The 15,661-nt window shown below is 71.6% G+C and carries 13 protein-coding genes; 7 read left to right on the forward strand and 6 right to left on the reverse strand.

All coding sequences use genetic code 11. From position 1 onward, the window contains the following. Positions 1-2 precede the first annotated feature (2 nt). Positions 3-1,220, reverse strand: coding sequence for a cytochrome P450 (locus tag LE548_RS01455; RefSeq protein WP_225094957.1), 1,218 nt, complete (start codon positions 1,218-1,220; stop codon positions 3-5). A gap of 5 nt (positions 1,221-1,225) precedes the next feature. Further along, entirely contained in the window at positions 1,226-2,527 is a 1,302-nt protein-coding gene (locus tag LE548_RS01460) for a glycosyltransferase (RefSeq protein WP_225094721.1), read from the reverse strand. Between the two features lie 374 nt (positions 2,528-2,901). On the opposite strand from LE548_RS01460, the gene LE548_RS01465 reads away from it, so the two are divergent. Together LE548_RS01465 and LE548_RS01470 are read left to right on the forward strand one after the other, a co-directional pair. Then, positions 2,902-4,422 carry an NAD(P)/FAD-dependent oxidoreductase gene (locus tag LE548_RS01465; protein WP_225094722.1) on the forward strand — a complete coding sequence of 507 codons (1,521 nt, stop codon included), beginning with the start codon at positions 2,902-2,904 and terminating at the stop codon, positions 4,420-4,422. Beyond that, positions 4,304-5,944 (forward strand): FAD-dependent monooxygenase, encoded by a 1,641-nt coding sequence (locus tag LE548_RS01470; protein ID WP_225094723.1) that lies wholly within the window; start codon positions 4,304-4,306, stop codon positions 5,942-5,944. The genes LE548_RS01465 and LE548_RS01470 overlap by 119 nt, the downstream gene beginning before the upstream one ends. 63 nt (positions 5,945-6,007) lie before the next feature. Here the strand turns inward: LE548_RS01470 and LE548_RS01475 are convergent, their stop codons facing one another. Then, the gene (locus LE548_RS01475) at positions 6,008-6,430 is read right to left on the reverse strand and encodes a CBS domain-containing protein (RefSeq protein ID WP_225094724.1); all 423 of its coding nucleotides are present in this window, start codon (positions 6,428-6,430) and stop codon (positions 6,008-6,010) included. A 180-nt stretch (positions 6,431-6,610) separates the two neighbouring features. On the opposite strand from LE548_RS01475, the gene LE548_RS01480 reads away from it, so the two are divergent. Beyond that, positions 6,611-7,282 carry a dienelactone hydrolase family protein gene (locus LE548_RS01480; protein WP_225094958.1) on the forward strand — a complete coding sequence of 224 codons (672 nt, stop codon included), beginning with the start codon at positions 6,611-6,613 and terminating at the stop codon, positions 7,280-7,282. Positions 7,283-7,297: 15 nt separating this feature from the next. Here the strand turns inward: LE548_RS01480 and LE548_RS01485 are convergent, their stop codons facing one another. The 3 genes from LE548_RS01485 to LE548_RS01495 form a co-directional block, all read right to left on the reverse strand. Then, positions 7,298-8,413: a CapA family protein gene (locus tag LE548_RS01485; RefSeq protein ID WP_225094725.1), complete on the reverse strand. Its 1,116-nt coding sequence runs from the start codon at positions 8,411-8,413 to the stop codon at positions 7,298-7,300. 18 nt (positions 8,414-8,431) lie between these two features. Next, complete coding sequence (locus LE548_RS01490) at positions 8,432-8,659, reverse strand: hypothetical protein (RefSeq protein WP_225094726.1); 228 nt, start codon at positions 8,657-8,659, stop codon at positions 8,432-8,434. 392 nt (positions 8,660-9,051) lie between these two features. Further along, the gene (locus LE548_RS01495) at positions 9,052-9,354 is read right to left on the reverse strand and encodes a muconolactone Delta-isomerase family protein (protein ID WP_225094727.1); all 303 of its coding nucleotides are present in this window, start codon (positions 9,352-9,354) and stop codon (positions 9,052-9,054) included. Here LE548_RS01495 and LE548_RS45905 point away from each other — a divergent pair. From LE548_RS45905 to LE548_RS01515, 4 genes are all read left to right on the forward strand, one after another. Next, positions 9,235-10,173: a LysR family transcriptional regulator gene (locus tag LE548_RS45905; protein WP_308029665.1), complete on the forward strand. Its 939-nt coding sequence runs from the start codon at positions 9,235-9,237 to the stop codon at positions 10,171-10,173. The genes LE548_RS01495 and LE548_RS45905 overlap by 120 nt on opposite strands. 49 nt (positions 10,174-10,222) lie before the next feature. After that, complete coding sequence (locus LE548_RS01505) at positions 10,223-10,735, forward strand: DUF2231 domain-containing protein (protein WP_225094728.1); 513 nt, start codon at positions 10,223-10,225, stop codon at positions 10,733-10,735. A gap of 1,339 nt (positions 10,736-12,074) precedes the next feature. Continuing rightward, positions 12,075-13,724: a cytosine permease gene (locus LE548_RS01510; RefSeq protein ID WP_225094729.1), complete on the forward strand. Its 1,650-nt coding sequence runs from the start codon at positions 12,075-12,077 to the stop codon at positions 13,722-13,724. A gap of 189 nt (positions 13,725-13,913) precedes the next feature. Then, positions 13,914-15,635 carry a carbohydrate binding domain-containing protein gene (locus LE548_RS01515; protein ID WP_225094730.1) on the forward strand — a complete coding sequence of 574 codons (1,722 nt, stop codon included), beginning with the start codon at positions 13,914-13,916 and terminating at the stop codon, positions 15,633-15,635. Positions 15,636-15,661: the final 26 nt, after the last annotated feature.

Below are 15,661 nucleotides of genomic sequence, written 5' to 3' on the forward strand. Positions count from 1 at the left end.
TTTCAGTCCAGTGTGGCGGGCAGGACGCTCAGCCGCCGGATCATCCACTCCGACTCCCACTCGACGACGGTGGTGGTGCTCAGCCGGGCCCGTGGGAACCGGCGCAGGAAGCCGCCCACCGCGATCTTCGCCTCCAGGCGGACCGGCGGGGCGCCGATGCAGTAGTGCATGCCGAGGCCGAAGCTGAGGTGCCCCTTGCCCTGCCGCCGGGCCTCGAAGCAGTCGGCTCCCTCGCCGGCGTCGCGGTTCGCCGCCGCGATGCTGACCTGCACCGGAGCGCCCTTGGGGATCAGATAGCCGCCCAGGTCGATGTCCGTCAGGGGGAAGCGCCAGGTGGGGTGCGGGAACGGCGGGTGCACCCGCAGGGTCTCCTCGACCCAGGCCTTGATCTCCTCGTCGGTCCGCGGCCGTTCCTCGGGCGGGCGGCGCAGCGCCTCGTACAGCGACGCGGAGATCAGGCTCCCGGTCGTCTCGCAGCCGGTGATGATCATGCCGAGGGTCCAGACGATGACCTCGCCCTCGGTGACCGCCGCGTCCGGTCCGTCGGAGGAGGCCAGCAGTCCGGTGATCACCCCGTCGTCCAGCGGGTCCGGGTCGCGCACCCAGCCCTCGACCGCCCCGTACAGCGCCCCGACCGCCTCTTTGCGCGCCGGGTAGTCGGAGGAGTAGAGCATGACATCGGTGATGCCGCGCAGCTGCCGCTGAGCCTCGGGGGGCAGGCCGAGCATCTCGGAGATGAAGGCCAGCGGGATCCGGTGCGTGTAGTCCGTGACCACGTTGACCTCGGCACGGGAGCCGGAGCCGGCCTGCTCCAGTTCGTCGAGGAAGCCGTCGACCTTGACGGCGACCCGCTCGCCCCACCGCTCGGTGTTGCGCGGGCTCAGCACCGGCGCGTGCATCCGCCGGATCCGCGCGTGGTTCTCGCCGTCGCTCATGATCATGGCGCGGGCGTAGTCCGGGTCCGGCTGGGATCCGACCATCAGGCCGGGCCGGCGCATGAAGTCGGGGACCAAGGTGACGTCCTTGCCCATCTGCGGGTGCGTCAGCGCGGCCTTCACCAGCTCGGGGTCGCACACCACCCAGGCGGGCTGCCCGAGGTAGGGGATCCGGACGACCGGCGCGACCTTCGCGGCCGCCAGCAGCTCCGGCATGCAGTCGAAGGGCCCGGGGTCCACGGGCATGTTCGTCTCGGGGGCCTCTTTCAGGCCCGCCTTCGTCATGGCGTTCAACGTGTGACTCCTCCGGTGGGAACCTGGCCCTGGGATGCGGCCAGGGACTCGATGAGGTCGGCGGCCCGGCGCGGGGCGTCGCAGCTGCGGTACTCCGCGGCGAGTTCGCGGGCCCGCCGCCGGTAGCGCCCGTCGGTCAGTACGGTGGCCACCGCCTGGCGCAGGCCGGCCTCGGACACCGCCCGGCGGCCGAGGACGACACCGGCGCCGGCCCATTTGACCCGCGCGGCCACGTCGGGTTTCTCCTCCGAGCCCGGTACGACGACCAGGGGGACGCCTTCGGCCAGGGCCGCGTTGATGCCGTTGTAGCCGCCGTTGCTGACCATCACGTCGACATGGGGCAGCAGATGGTGGTACGGGACGAACCGCTCCAGGCGGACGTTGTCCGGCAGCGGGCCGAGCCGCCCCGCGTCCACGGCGCTGCCGGTGGTGATCACGACCAGCACGTCCTGGCCGGCCAGGGCGCGCACGGCGGGGACGAGGAGCCGGTCGACGTCGTTGGCCGTGGTGCCCTGGGTGACCAGGACCACCGGCCGGGTGCCGTGCAGGTCCTCCCACCAGCCGGGCGGTTCGAAGTGCTCCGGGGGCAGCCCGAGCAGGCCGCCCACGAAGTGGGTGCCCGGGAGCAGATCGCTGCGGGGGAACTCGAAGGACCGTACGGTGCCCAGCAGATACAGGGCCGGCGGGCGCGCGATGTTCTCCATGGCGCCCGTCCGCAGCCGGGGCAGGGCCACCTGGTCGCGGGTCCGGTCGGCCTCCCGGCGCAGGTCCCGCATCACCACCCGGTCGCCGACGAACCGGAGCAGCGCGTTGCGTGCCCGGCCGAGCGGCGACGAGCTGGGCGGCAGCCCCCGGCCGAGCGGGGCAGTGTCCCTGCTGCCGAGGATGTAGACGGAGTTGCTCAGCCAGGCCAGCGGGATCCCGGTGCGCTCGGCGGCGAAGCAGGCGCCGTAGCACATGTCGTCGGCGAGCAGGCAGTCGGCCGGAAACCGGTCGAGCACCGCCAGCAGGTCCTCCAGCTGGGCCGGTGCGGTCCGGTAGAAGATGTCCCGGACACCGGTCTTGAAGCCGGCCATGCCGGTCAGCCCGGCGTGGCCGGGGTAGGCCTCCTCCCGGCTCTTGCCGCCGAAGTCCAGCTCGGCTCTCATGGGTTCGAAGCGGGCCCCGGCCTGCTCGACCCGGTCCTGGAAGGCCCGCCCGGTGTACCAGCGCACCTCGTGGCCGCGCCGGGCCAGTTCGCGTGCCACCTCAAGGATGCCGACGACGTGTCCGGGGGCCGGGGTGGTAGCGATCAACACGCGCGTCAACGTCGCCTCCGTGGGGGGTGTCTCACCGTGACCGCCGGCCGGCCCGGGCCCCATGACCCCGGCCGACCCGCGACGCCCGCCAGTCTTCCCCCGTCTTCCGCCCGTTACGGCGGTGCGGGGCAAACCCCGCGCGATCGCGCAGGGTGACGCAGCCATGCCACCCGCACAGGGAGAGACTGATTACCCGTCAAACACCTGTGCGCGACTCCGCTTGGGGGATACGGGCGGCTTGTCACTGCCCGAACAATGGCCGTTGGGATTTTCCGGCATGCCCTTTCCGACAGCAGGGAAAGGCGCCGGGTTCATCCAGGAATCGTTCCGGCCGTGGACATCGCGCACTGGAGAGGACACCTGTGACGAGACCCTTGCAGGAGGTAGACGGACTGGACGGCGCCATCGGTGGACCGAAGAACATCACCGTCATCGGCGCCGGCATCGCCGGTCTGGTGGCGGCCTATGAACTGGAGCGCCTCGGACATCACGTCCAGATCATCGAGGGCAGCCAGGACATCGGCGGCCGGATCCACACGCATCGTTTTCCCGGTGCCGGCCGGTCCGGGCCGTTCGCCGAGCTGGGCGCGATGCGGATCCCCGCCGGGCACCGCCTGACCATGCACTACATCGCCGAACTCGGCCTGCAGAAACAGGTGCGGGAGTTCCAGACGCTCTTCTCCGACGACGCCGCCTATCTGCCGGGTTCCTCCGGCTATCTTCGGGTGCGGGACGCCCGGAAGACGCTGGTCGACGAGTTCGCCGCCGGACTGCCGAGCCGTGATTTCCGCGAGAACACCCTGCTGTTCGGAGCCTGGCTGGACGCCAGCCTGCGGGCCGTCGCCCCGCGCGAGTTCTACAGCGCGCTGGGTAGCGAGGTCGGCGTGGAACTGCTGAACCGCATCGATCACATCGATCTGACGCCCTACCGGTGCGGCAGCACGAAGAACCGGATCGACCTGCACGCCTTCTTCGCCGACCATCCCGAGGTCCGGGCGTTCTGCCCGCCGCACCTGGAACGCTTTCTCGACGACGTGCTGGACGAGACCAGCTCCACGATCGTGCGGCTGCGGGACGGCATGGACGTACTCCCCCGCCGGTTCGCCGCCCGGATCCGGGGACAGATCTCGACCGGCCTTGAGGTCACAGGCATCGATGTCCGGGACGACGCGGTGATTCTGAGGATCCGTCAGGGAACCGGCACACTCACCAAGATCTGCGACTACGTGGTGTGCACCATCCCGTTCACCGTGCTCAGGGAGCTGCAACTGACCGGCTTCGACCGGGAGAAGCTCGACATCATCCATCAGACGAAGTACTGGCCGGGCACGAAGATAGCCTTCCACTGCCGGGAGGCCTTCTGGGAGAAGGACGGCATCAGCGGGGGTGCCTCCTTCACCGGCGGGCATGTCCGGCAGACGTACTACCCGCCCGCCGAGGGCGATCCGGCGCTCGGCGCGGTGCTGCTCGCGAGCTACACCATCGGGCCGGACGCCGAGGCGCTCGACCGGATGAGCGAGGCGGAGCGCGACACGGTCGTGGCACGCGAACTCGGCGTGATGCACCCCGAGTTGCGCCGGCCGGGCATGATCCTGGGCGTCGCCCTTCTCCGCCGACGCCTTCCACCCGGCCGACCTGGCCGGTGTCGAGAGCTTCGGCTGCCTCCTGGTCACCGCCGAACGCCCGTGACCCCATGCCGGGTGACCGGCCCCCGGGCCACCCGGCATCCCCTCCCCCGCGACAGGCCCCGTACGACCCGAACAAGGCGAGGAAGACATGACGCATTCCGACGAGTGGACCGACGTGCTGATCGTGGGCGGCGGCCCCGTCGGAATGGCGCTCGCGCTGGACCTGTCGTACCGCGACATCGACTGCATGGTCATCGACGCCGGTGACGGACGGGTCCGCCATCCCAAGGTGAGCACGATCGGTCCACGCTCGATGGAGCTGTTCCGCCGCTGGGGCGTCGCGGACGCCGTACGCGGCGCCGGCTGGCCGGCCGACCACCCCCTGGACATCGCCTGGATCACCCAGGTCGGTGGCCACGAGGTGTACCGCTACCGCCGGGGAACCACCGGTGACCGCCCGGCCTTCACGCACACCCCCGAGCCCGACCAGATGTGCCCGGCGCACTGGCTGAACCCGGTGCTGATCCAGGCAGTGGGCGTCCAGCCGGACGGTCCGCTGCGGCTGCGCACCACCGTCGACCGGGTGCGGCAGAGCGACGACCACGTGCAGGCCGACCTCACCGACCACGCCACGGGCACGGCCCGCACCGTACGGGCCCGCTATCTGGTCGCCTGCGACGGCGCCGCCTCCCCCGTCCGCCGGGCCTGCGGCATCGCGGCGCCGGCCCGCCACCGCACCCAGGTGTTCCGCAACATCCTCTTCCGCGCCCCCGAACTCAAGAAGCGGCTCGGCGAGCGCGCCGCCCTCGTCTACTTCCTGTTGCTGTCGTCCACGCTGCGCTTCCCGATGCGCTCGCTCAACGGCAGTGATCTGTACAACCTGGTGGTGGCCGCGGACGACGACGGCCGGGCCGACCCGCTGGCACTGATCGGCGAAGCGCTCGCCTTCGACACCCCGGTGGAACTGCTGAGCGACGGCGAGTGGCAGCTGACCCATCGCGTCGCCGACCGGTACCGGGCCGGACGGGTCTTCCTCGCCGGCGACGCCGCACACACCCTGTCGCCCTCCGGCGGCTTCGGGCTCAACACCGGCATCGGCGACGCCGCCGACCTCGGCTGGAAACTCGCCGCCACACTCGACGGCTGGGCCGGACCCCGGCTGCTCGACACCTACGACACCGAGCGCCGGCCGATCGCCGTGGAGAGCCTCCAGGAGGCCAACCTCAATCTGCAGCGCACCATGCGCCGGCAGGTGCCGCCCGAGATCCACCTGGACGGCCCCGAGGGCGAGCTGGCCCGCACGCGGATGGCGCAGGTGCTTCGCAGCAGCGGCGCACAGCGGGAGTTCGACGCCCCGGAGATCCACTTCGGGCTGCGCTACCGCTCCCCCGCCATCATCGAGGACCCCCAGGTGCCGGTACGCCACGGAAAACCGGACGCCGACTGGCGTCCCGGCAGCGAGCCCGGCTACCGCGCCGCGCACGCGTGGTGGGACGCCGGCACTTCCACCCTCGACCTGTTCGGCCACGGCTTCGCCCTGCTGTGCTTCGGCGAGCACGGTCAACTCACGGGTGTGGAACAGGCGTTCGCCGAGCGGGGCGTACCGCTGGCAGTGCTCCGAGGGGCGGACAGGGAGGTCGCCGAGCTCTACGAACGGTCCTTCGTGCTGGTCCGCCCGGACGGCCATGTGGCCTGGCGCGGCGACGAACTGCCCAGGGATCCGGGGGTGTTGACCGACACGGTACGGGGCGACCGGGCTGAGCCCTCGCTCAGCGGCGCGGGCCGCTGACCCACGACGAGGACGACGAAGAGCCGGGCGTCGGCTTCCTCGCGGGCCGAGGCCCGCTTCCGCTCACCTCGCGTACACGCGGTGCACGAACTCCGCGAGCTTCTCGTCACTGAGGTGCCGGGCTATGTCGGCCTCGCTGATCATTCCGATCGTCCGCTTGTTCTCGACCACGGGCAGGCGCTTGATCTGGTGCCCCTCCATCTCCCGCAGGACCTCGGAGACGTCGGCGGCGGCGTCGATCCAGCGCGGTGTGCCCTCGCAGAGGTCACCGCACGTCACCCGCGCAGGGTCGTGGCCCTCGGCGACACACTTCACCACGATGTCGCGGTCGGTGATGATGCCGCACATACGGTCGCCCTGGTCGGGGTCGCTGACCGGGAGTGCGCCCACGTGATGGTCCCGCATCATCTGGGCCGCGCGGTCCAGCGTCTCGTGGCGGGGTATCCACTGGGTGCCCGGGCTCATGATGTCTTTCGCAGTGGTCATCGCTGTTCCCTCCGTCCTCAGCCAGCGTGCACCCGGCGGACGGCCTCTGTCCTGTTCAGCTTTCAATTGGTATCAGGGCGCGTCGCGGGGTAGGTGGGGCGCACGGGGGTAAGTGAGATATGCACGAGGTTCGACCCGACGACCGAGGATCCACACGGTCCTCCGGGGAAGTCGATGACCATGATGTCCGAGACGGTTGTGGTGCCCGCCGACGGCGCCCAGCTCCCAGGTGATCTGGTGGTGCCGGACTCCGCACCGGCCGTGGTGCTGTTCGCGCACGGCAGTGGCAGTTCCCGGCACAGTCCGCGCAATCAGGCGGTGGCCGCGGCTCTGCGGGAGGCCGGGCTGGCCACCTTGCTGATCGATCTGCTCACCGCTGAGGAGGAGCGCCGGGATGTCGTGACCGGTGAGCACCGCTTCGACATCGCGCTGCTGGGGCGTCGCCTCGTGGCCGCCATGGAGTGGCTCGGCGCCCGGCCCAACACCGGTGACCTGCCCGTCGTCCTCTTCGGCGCGAGTACCGGCGCGGCCGCCGCTCTGCGGGCCGCCGCGCAGCACCCGGACCGCGTCCTGACCGTCGTCTCCCGGGGCGGCCGGCCCGATCTGGCCGGCGACGAGCTGCCCGCCGTACGCGCGCCGGTCCTGCTCGTCGTGGGCGGCGACGACCACGAGGTGCTGCGGCTCAATGAGGAGGCGGCACGGCAGCTGCGGGCCCCGCACTCTCTGCGGGTGATCCCGGGAGCCACCCACCTCTTCGAGGAGCCGGGCGCCCTGGAGCAGGTCGCCGACGCGGTCCGGGAGTGGTGCGCGGAGCGTCTGCGCACGGCGGCGACGGAACAGAAGCCGTCGTAGGCGTCGTCGCGGACGTCAGCTTCGCTCCGGCCCGGCCACGACGCTGAGCGTGCCGTCGGCCGCCGCGTCGACGCGCACGCCGCGGCTGATCCGGTCGAGGGTCGTGCGCAGCCAGGCACGGTCCTCCTCCCCCGCATGTTCCAGCCGCATCCGCCGCGCCCGCAAGGGAAACATCCGCAGGCCGGCCAGGCTCCCGGTGTCCGCGTCCACCGAGGCGACGTACGCGAGCCGGAGGTCGTCGCGGTACTCCTCGTAGCCGGTGATGCCCTCGTAGTCGTCGATGAAGTCGCCGCAGCCGTAGAGGATCAGCCGGTCCCGGTATACCTCGACCGGGCGGGGATGGTGCGAGGAGTGGCCGTGGACGAGGTCGACGCCGCCGTCGATCACGGCGTGCGCGAAGTGCCGCTGCTCGCGGGGGACGAGATAGCCCCAGTTGGTGCCCCAGTGGATGGACAGGACGACGATGTCGCCCGGTCGCCTGGCCGCGCGCACCCGCCGGACAGCGCTCGCGGCCGCCGCCGACAGGTCACGGACGTGGGCGACACCGGGCCGGTCCGCGGTCGCGGCCCAGTCGGACGGGATGCCGCTGGACAGTGCGCCGAGGGCGAGGACCAGCACCCGGCGGCCGGGCCCGACGGGCACCGCCACCGGTGCGCCGGCCTCGCCGGCGTCGTGTCCGGCGCCGGCGGCCCGGAGCCCCGCACCGGCCAGCACGTCCAGCGTTTCCCGCAGCCCTGGTCGGCCGAAGTCCAGCACATGGTTGTTCGCCAGGACGCACACATCGGGCCGGGCCACCGTCAGGGCGGCGAGGTTGTCCGGGTGCATCCGGTAGTGGATCGCCTTGCCCGGCGCGAACGCGTCACTGCGCGTGACAGCCGTCTCCAGATTCACGATCCGTGCGTCCGGGGCGCACCGCTCCAGCAGCCGCAGCGCCTCGCCCCACGGCCACGCGGGATCGACCGGTGCGGGGATCGGACCACTGACCGCCTCGGCCAGCTCCACGTACGACCGCGCGTCCTTGACGTAGTCCTCGCGCAGCTCCGGCTCCGAGGGATGCGCCAGAATCTGATCGACACCGCGCCCGAGCATCACATCACCGCACAGGAACAGCGTCACCACACCGCCGCCCACATGCCCACCCTAAGACTTTCAGCGGGCCGGTCGGCGGCCACCGAGGCCGGCTGCCCTGCAGCAGGGGGTTGAGGGCCGGCGGGCCGGGTGCTCCCGCAGGTGGATCGGGAGGGAACTGACGGCGACGACGAAGACCAGGGCGCCGGCCACCCCGGCGAACAGCCGCAGCGCGAGCCGCATCGGCGTCCCGTGGTTGGCGGGCATGGCGTGCATGGCGGGCATGGCGGCCAGGCTCACGGCGAGCACCGCCGGGAAGGCACGCAGGAGAGCGGCGAGCGCACCAGCGCGGGGCGCAGGATGCCCGCGAGCGCGCCGATGAGACAGCCGACGTAGTCGGCGGTGGTCGGATTCGCACCGGCGCCCGCATACACCAGGCCTGGGTGTGCGTGAGGGGGAGGGTCGGGGTGTGGAGGAAGCGGCGACTCCCATGCCGACGGCGAGCGCGGCGGCGCCCTGGCCGACGTGGCCCCAGGATGAGCGGAGCGGGCCGCTGCCTCGGTCCGGGGCCGCGCGCAGGGGTCGTACGGTCGTGGAGGAGTTCTCCTTGTCCGGCCCGTGGACCACGTGGCTGTCCGGAGCCCGGTGGGTGCCGCGCCGTCCCGGCCCGGCGCCGTGATGCCGGACCGACGGCGTACAGGTCAGCGGGTGCCGGCGCTCCGGCCGGGGTCGTTGGGGTGCGGCTCCAGCGCGGTGACGGCGAAGCTCATCCACGGGTTCAGCGGGAGCGTACCGAGCACCCTCTCGTGCAGCTCGTCCTCGTCGGTGGCCAGCCAGACGCCGATGCTGCGCAGCTCGCCCACCGGACGCCACAGCCGTGCCAGATGGCCGGCGGCGGCCAGCTCCCGGGCGCGGACGGCCTCGGCGGCGCGTCGGCGGTCGATCTCGTCCTGACTGGTGCCCTCGGGGATCGTGGTGGTGATCTCGACCAGGAACTCTCGCATGGCCCGACTCCGTTCGCTGGGGCGTCCGGGGGAAACCGGTGCACCGCGGATGCTGCGACGCCCTGGGTTCCGGACCGCCGGACCGCGGGCCGCCGTTCCCTCATCGTCCGTCGGCCGGCGGCCAGGCGCCACGACCGGCTGTCTCCCTGCCGAGAGGCACAGCCTCCGACAGGCCATGGCGTGAGGGCCGTGGAGCTGCGGCGACTCCGGTACTTCGTCGCGGTCGCCGAGGAGCTGAACCTCAGCCGGGCCGCCGAGCGGCTCCTGATCGCCGGCCATTCCCTCTCCCAGCAGATCACGTCCCTGGAACGCGACCTCGGGGTGCGCCTCTTCGACCGCGACCGCCGGTCGGTCTCCCTCACCCCGGCGGGCTCCGCCCTGCTCCTCCCGGCCCGCGATCTGCCGGCCCACGCCGCCGGCCTGCGGCGCCACGCCGGCGCCCGGTCCGGGTTCGGCACCGGTACGGCTGGGCTACCGAGGACCTGGAGCGGCGCGGACTGCGGGCCGGACTCATCGGCGCCGAGCGGCTCCACGCCGTCGCGACCGGTGCCGGCACGGATACGGTCCACGCCCGCGCGGTGCACATCTCCGGCGGCGGCATCACCGGCGCGGCCTTCTTCGACCACGTCCACCGCTGCGACCCCCGGTCGTCAACTGCCCCAAGAGCCAGGCCACTTCGCTCCCGCCCGGTCTCGTACGACGCCCGGTCGTGGCGTCGTAGCTCTGCTGGACCTGGTCCGTGGTGCGGCGCACCGACGAGGCCCGTGCCGCGGTGCTTCACGGGGCGATCCGTGGCCGAGAAGGCTCAGAGGTAACTGAGAGCCTGCTGTGGCAGGCTGGCGCGCCTCACCCCCTCAGGAGCGCCTGAATGACTCTGATCAACGGTCTGCCCGCCCATGTCCTGTTCGTCCATGTCGTGGTCGTGCTGATACCCCTCACTGCGCTGGCCCTGGTCACGGCCGCGCTGTGGCCGCGGGCCGCCCGGCGGCTGGGTGTGCTGCTGCCGCTGGTGGCCTTCCTCGCCCTGGTCAGTGTGCCGCTGACCACCCACGCCGGCGAGTGGCTCGAACGGCACGTGGGTGACGACGCCCTGGTACGCCGGCACACCGAGCTGGGCGACGGGCTGCTGCCGTGGGCCCTGGGCCTGTTCGTGCTGGCGGCGGTCGTGTGGTGGGCGGGCCGGCGCGCCCAGACGGAACCCGGCCAGGGCCGTACCGTGCGCTGGTCGGCCCTGCCCGTGCGCATCGTCATGGGCGTGCTCTCGCTGGCCGTCGCCGTGGGAGCGGTCGTGGACGTCTACCGGATCGGCGACTCCGGCGCGAAGGCCGCCTGGCACGACGCCTACTCGAAGACGGCGACCGGCTCAGGGAACGGCTCCTGACGACGACGGCGACGCTTCCCGACTGACTGAGCCTCGCTCGGCGGCGGTCGGGGCAGCGTTCACCGGATGCAGGCGTACGAGCCTCGGGGGTGCCTGACCTCCCGGGGCGGACGCCGGCACCCGGAGGCTCACGGACAACGGCTCGTACCACGCGGCGAACGGCCGGCAGACACCCGCCCGGTGCCGCGGACCGCGTGTGCTCGCGGCAGGCCCGGCGCAGGGCCGGGCGCATCCGCAGGATGGAGCGCGGCGTGGGTCGCATCCATCCCGGTCGGCAGGCTCGGGTCATGTGCGAGCATGCGCTGCTCCCACACCCGTGACGCCCGGCCCGGTCAGGTTCCCAGCACCGTTCGCGGTACGGCGCCTCGATCGTCGGCTGGTTCAGGGCCGCGACTGCGCGAACGCTGCAGCGTTCCCACGGCACCGGACGGAGCGGCGTCGGTCAGCTCGCCCACGCCGCGCTCCACCCACCGCCCGAACAGGCCGTGGTCGGTCGCCTCCTGGGCCGGCGCGAGCCGATGGCCCTGCGGGACTCCAGGCACCCCCGGCGGTCGGATCGGAGTCCCGGACCGCTTCGGCGAGCGTCGGCAGGGGCACCGACGGCGCCGGCGGCGAGCGCCGACGGCAGGCTGCGGGAATCGGGCACCACGCGACGCGGCCCGGCCGTCGATCTCGGCCCCGCTCGGGCCGCGGGCCCAACAGAAGATCAGTGGCTGACCGTCGGTGATGGCCCACGGACTCGCGCTTGCCGCAACGGCGTCGACGCCTCGACGCACACCACGGGCCTGGCGGCGACCGCTTACGCCGACGCGCGACAGGCACGCAGGGCTGCTTTCGGCGGCACTGTCGGCGGACCGACCCGCCCCGTCGAGCCCTTCAGCTCAGCGACACGTGTCTTCGCAATGCCGGCGAGTAGCAGGGACGCACTGGCGCTCAGCCGGCCGGCCTGCCACCGGGGTTGCTTCGGCACGGCCGCCGCGACGCTGGACACCGGCGGCGCAGCACGCCCCGACCATCCCGAGGGTACGCACCGCAGGTGGTGGGCGAGTACCTGAGCTCCCGGCTCGAAGCGACGCGTCCGTACCGGAATCCGCTGACGGCGGCCCACGGACGGGCCGGAGGCGGAACAGTGGGTGAGCTCCCGGAAACGCCGCGTTCATGACAGGAAGGGCCGGCGGCAACAACCCCTTTCTAGCGTGACCGGCCGTGGGATCAGAGTCGTATACACGGCCGCACGCGACACATGACGGTCCGTCGGCTCCCCCAGCCTGCCGATGACGCCAAGCGGGGGCTCATCCCTCGACGCAGTACCCGCACCAGGATCATCGGGAGGCGAGACATGAGCACCACCGAGTCACGGTCGCCTGCGGCAGGCACGGCGGAGGCAGCCGGCGGTCAGGCCGTCAAGGAGACACTGGAGGACTACACCCTCCGCTTCGCGCCCCGCAGTTACCGCCGCTGGACCCCCATGGTCGTGGCGACGACCGCGCTCGGCGGCATCGCCTACATGGCCGACTTCTCCATCGGCGCCGGCATCGGCCTGGCCCACGGCACCGGCAACGCGCTCGTGGCCATCGCGGTCGCCGCCGTGGTCATCTTCGTCACCGGCTTCCCGCTCGCCTACTACGGCGCGCGCTACAACATCGACCTCGACCTGATCACCCGCGGCTCCGGCTTCGGCTACTACGGCTCGGTCCTCACCAGCGTCATCTTCGCCAGCTTCACCTTCATCTTCTTCGCCCTCGAAGGCTCGATCATGGCCCAGGGCCTGAAGCTCGGCCTCGGACTGCCGCTGTGGTTCGGCTACTTGGTGTCCACACTGATGGTCATCCCGCTGGTGATCTACGGCATGAAGGCGCTCAGCAAGCTCCAGGTGTGGACGACCCCGATCTGGCTGCTGCTGATGGTCGGCCCGCTGGTCTACCTGATCGCCACCGACCCGAGCACCGTCCACCGCTTCCTCTCCTACGCGGGCACCGACGGCGACGGCGGCGTCAACACCGCGTCCGTCCTGCTCGGCGCGGGCGTGTGCCTGTCCCTGATCGCGCAGATCGGCGAGCAGATCGACTATCTGCGCTTCATGCCGCCCAAGTCCGAGGCCAACAAGCGCACCTGGTGGACCGCCGTGGTCATGGCCGGTCCCGGCTGGGTGGTGCTGGGCGCGCTGAAGCAGGCCATCGGTGTCTTCCTCGCGGTGTACATCCTCGCGAAGGTCGGCCCGGCCGCGGCGACCGAGCCGATCCACCAGTTCCGCGGTGCTTTCGACGCGATGATGCCGTCCTGGATGGTCGTCCCGCTGGCCGTGGCGCTGGTGGTCATCAGCCAGATCAAGATCAACGTGACGAACGCGTACTCCGGTTCGCTGGCATGGACGAACTCCTTCACCCGCGTCACCAGGCACTACCCCGGCCGCATGGTCTTCGTCCTGGTCAACCTGGGCTTCGCGCTCGCCCTGATGGAAGCTGACATGTTCAGCTTCCTGAACAGCATCCTGGGCTTCTACTCGAACTGCGCGATCGCCTGGGTGGTCACCGTCGCCACCGACATCGGCGTCAACAAGTACCTGCTGAAGCTGTCCCCGCTCACCCCGGAGTTCCGCCGCGGCATGCTGTATGCCGTCAACCCGGTGGGGGTCGTGGCCTTCGTCGCCTCCTCCGGCCTGTCGATCGCGATGTACTTCCACCTCCTGGGTGACGCCCTCCAGCCGTACTCCCCCGTCGCCGCGGCCGTGCTCGCCTTCGCCCTCACCCCTGTGATGGCCGTCGTCACCAAGGGCCGGTACTACCTGCGGCACGCCGACGACGGGATCGCCGAGCCGCTGCTCGACGCGGACGGCAACCCGAGCGCGGTCACCCTCGACTGCCATGTCTGCCACCAGCCGTACGAGCGCCCGGATCTGGCGGCCTGTGCGACGCACGACGCGGTGGTGTGCTCGCTGTGCCTGAGCACGGACAAGCTCGGCGACCACGTGCTGCCGGCCGGCGCATAGGCCGGGCCCCATGGAACGCCGGTGAGAGAGGGCACCCACCGGCGAGAGGCCCCGAGGACGCGGTGACTATTTGGTCTAGTCCTCTTGACGGGTGCACCCGCGGGCGGTTTGGTATGTACCAACGTCAGCCCGGTACGGCATCTCCCCACCCTTCAACGCCCGAGGGGCATCCCCGAAAGGGGTACTGTCATGCACCTGGCAAGATTTGCACGATGCGCGGCCTCCGCCTGCGCGCTCGCTCTCACGGCCACCGGCGCGGCCGTCGCCCTGGCACCCGCCGGCCACGCGGCCGCGGCGGCGAGCAGCGTCTACTCCGTAGCCCCCTATGTCGACATGTCGAACGGTCAGGAAGGGCTGCTCGACACCGCCATCACCGGACACCAGCTCAAGGCCTACACCGCGGCCTTCGTCATCGGCGAGGGCTGCAACCAGATCTGGGGCGACACGCTCCCCATCGGCAACGACTCCTACACCGACCCCGAGATCGCCAGGGCGAAGTCGGAGGGCGCGTCCGTCATCATCTCCTCCGGCGGGGCGAGCGGTGAGCCGCTGGCCTGGACGTGCTCCACCCAGAGCAGCATCGACGCCGGGTACCAGGCGATCATCGACGACTACGGCGTCACCCAGCTGGACTTCGACGTCGAGGGCGCCGCCGTCGCCGACACCGCGGCGGCGGCCCGGCAGATGCAGGCGATGAAGGACCTCAAGGCGTCCAACCCCAGCCTGCAGTTCTCGATGACCCTGCCGGTGCTGACGAGCGGCCTCACCAACGACGGCGTCAACATCCTCAAGGCCGCCAAGAACGCGGGCATCAGGATCGACGTGGTGAACATCATGGCCATGGACTACTACGCGGGCACCGGCACCGAGATGGGCCAGGGCGCCGTCGACGCCGCGAATGCCACCCTGGCGCAGATGCAGTCCGTCGACTCCGGCTACACCTACGCCAACCTCGGCATCACCCCGATGATCGGCAAGAACGACGACGGCTCCACGTTCACCCTGGCGGACGCCCGGACGGTGGAGAACTTCGCCGCGCAGAACGGCGTGGGACGGCTGGCGTTCTGGGCGGTCACCCGGGACCAGCCGTGCAGCGGCAGCGCCAACTCCCTCCCCACGTGCAGCGAGATCAGCCAGAACAGCCTCGCGTTCACGGACGCGTTCGTACCGTACGAGGGCAGTGCGGGGGGCGGGGGCGGCGGCACGAGCAGCGACTTCTCGCTGTCGCTCGCGCCCGGCTCCGCCTCGGTCGCACAGGGCGGTTCCGCGACCGCGACCGTCAACACGGCCGTCACCTCCGGCAGTTCGGAGTCCGTCAGCCTCTCCGCCGCCGGCGCGCCGTCCGGGGTCAGCGTCTCCTTCAGCCCCGGCTCCGTCACCTCCGGGGGCACATCGACACTGACGGCGGCGGTCGGCTCGTCCGTCCCTGCGGGCAGCTACCCCATCACCGTCACCGGCAGGGCCTCCAGTGGCAGCCACAGCGCGACGTACACGCTCACCGTCACCTCCGGCGGAGGCGGAGGCGGTGGGGGCTCGCTGACCGACGCGGGCTTCGAGAGCGGCAGCCTCAGCCCCTGGACCTGCACGGGCGGCAGCGCGGTGGTCTCCAGTCCGGTCCACTCCGGCAGCCACAGCCTCCAGGTCGTCCCGAGCGCGAGCAGTACCGGCGAGTGCGACCAGACCGTCACCCTGTCCCCCGACCACACGTACACGCTCACCGGCTGGGTCCAGGGCCCCTACGCCTATCTCGGCGTCAGCGGCGGAGCCGCCGCCAGCACCTGGTCGAGCAGCTCCAGCTGGAACCAGCAGTCGGTCACCTTCACGACCGGCAGCAGCGGGACCGTCACCGTCTACGTCCACGGCTGGTACGGCCAAGCCGACGTCTACGCCGACGACTTCACCCTCGGCTAGCCCACCCCGGACCGCTCCTCCCCGCG

The organism is Streptomyces sp. CoH27, from assembly GCF_020181035.1.
Lineage (GTDB): Bacteria > Actinomycetota > Actinomycetes > Streptomycetales > Streptomycetaceae > Streptomyces > Streptomyces camelliae.

What these genes read in the sequence shown, in the direction of transcription:
- LE548_RS01455 (WP_225094957.1), bottom strand. Translation starts at nt 1,220, where the DNA reads ATGACGAAGGCGGGCCTGAAAGAGGCCCCCGAGACGAACATGCCCGTG.
- LE548_RS01470 (WP_225094723.1), top strand. Translation starts at nt 4,304, where the DNA reads ATGACGCATTCCGACGAGTGGACCGACGTGCTGATCGTGGGCGGCGGC.
- LE548_RS01475 (WP_225094724.1), bottom strand. Translation starts at nt 6,430, where the DNA reads ATGACCACTGCGAAAGACATCATGAGCCCGGGCACCCAGTGGATACCC.
- LE548_RS01480 (WP_225094958.1), top strand. Translation starts at nt 6,611, where the DNA reads ATGATGTCCGAGACGGTTGTGGTGCCCGCCGACGGCGCCCAGCTCCCA.
- LE548_RS45905 (WP_308029665.1), top strand. Translation starts at nt 9,235, where the DNA reads ATGGCCGGCGGCGGCCAGCTCCCGGGCGCGGACGGCCTCGGCGGCGCG.
- LE548_RS01495 (WP_225094727.1), bottom strand. Translation starts at nt 9,354, where the DNA reads ATGCGAGAGTTCCTGGTCGAGATCACCACCACGATCCCCGAGGGCACC.
- LE548_RS01505 (WP_225094728.1), top strand. Translation starts at nt 10,223, where the DNA reads ATGACTCTGATCAACGGTCTGCCCGCCCATGTCCTGTTCGTCCATGTC.
- LE548_RS01510 (WP_225094729.1), top strand. Translation starts at nt 12,075, where the DNA reads ATGAGCACCACCGAGTCACGGTCGCCTGCGGCAGGCACGGCGGAGGCA.
- LE548_RS01515 (WP_225094730.1), top strand. Translation starts at nt 13,914, where the DNA reads ATGCACCTGGCAAGATTTGCACGATGCGCGGCCTCCGCCTGCGCGCTC.